Source organism: Spiroplasma sp. hy2 (genome assembly GCF_044714365.1).
Lineage (GTDB): Bacteria > Bacillota_I > Bacilli_A > Mycoplasmatales > Mycoplasmataceae > Spiroplasma > Spiroplasma phoeniceum.
The window spans coordinates 1-1,047 of record NZ_RXFZ02000258.1 but is presented as its reverse complement, the minus strand read 5'-3'; the positions used below and the strand labels follow the sequence as shown (position 1 = coordinate 1,047).

Below are 1,047 nucleotides of genomic sequence, written 5' to 3'. Positions count from 1 at the left end.
ATWWAAAATTTAAAGCAAAATCATAATCTTACACAAAATTAGTTTTCAAATTGTCATATTGATGATTTTTTTTATTTCATCAAGAGTTTTCGACAAAATTAAAGCAACAATTCAGTATTATTTGATGATAATATGTTAGGTTCATTTCTACCAATCCCCGTTTCTAATGCAGAAGTTATTCAAATTACTAATGTTAAACGAAAAAGTAAACATTGACTTTGAATTTTAGTAATTATTTCTGTTCTCTTATTAACAAGCGGGATTGGTGTTATTGGTTATGAAATGCATCGGCAATCATCTCATTCTAATTTAGTTAATTCTAAAATTATTGTAAGGGATGATAATCCGGTTGGTGAAGTTAAAGATGAAAATAAAGATTTTATTTTAGAAGACAATAATTTTGATGAACAAATTATTGAGGAAGAAATAATTGATATTTCACAATATAGTTATGATTTTACTAAAAATCCGCTGAATTTAATTGAAGCACAGGCATTAGATATTGCTTTAATTAAACCAGAATTATTAAAATTATCAGAGATTTCGCACCCATTACAAACATTATTAGAAAACAACAAACTAAAAATTACATTACTGCAAGAACCAGAAATGATAAATGATAACGTTGAATATATTATTCTGCTGCAATTAGATGCAATAAATATTAAAAGATATACTGGGCAAGCAGTTTTACATCTTGGTGTTAAGGTCAAACCAGTAGTTGCTTCTGGTGTTATTAATATCAATGGTCTTTACTATTGATGCATGACAAGCTTATTTACCAGCATTAGGGACAAGAATTGAAATTTCCCAAGCCCAAAAAAAATAATTTAGCATCAGTACTAAATAAACAATATCGACCAAAACTTGAAGTTACAAATATTTATCAAAACAGTGATGTCAAACACTTAAAAATTAGTTGAAAATTTGTTGATTTAAAAAATAATAGACTTCTTGCATAACCTATTAAAATAATTGTAAATATTTTTAAAAAGATACTAATAGCAAATTATAATTTTAATTAATTATGTCTTTTATTTAAAAATT

General features: G+C 25.3%; 2 protein-coding genes. Both read left to right on the top strand.

The window, feature by feature from the left end; genetic code table 4:
* Positions 1-132 precede the first annotated feature (132 nt).
* Complete coding sequence (locus EHV01_RS05890; protein ID WP_422066648.1) at positions 133-834, top strand: hypothetical protein; 702 nt, start codon at positions 133-135, stop codon at positions 832-834.
* Positions 801-962 (top strand): hypothetical protein, encoded by a 162-nt coding sequence (locus EHV01_RS05885; protein ID WP_422066647.1) that lies wholly within the window; start codon positions 801-803, stop codon positions 960-962. The genes EHV01_RS05890 and EHV01_RS05885 overlap by 34 nt, the downstream gene beginning before the upstream one ends.
* Positions 963-1,047 lie beyond the last annotated feature (85 nt).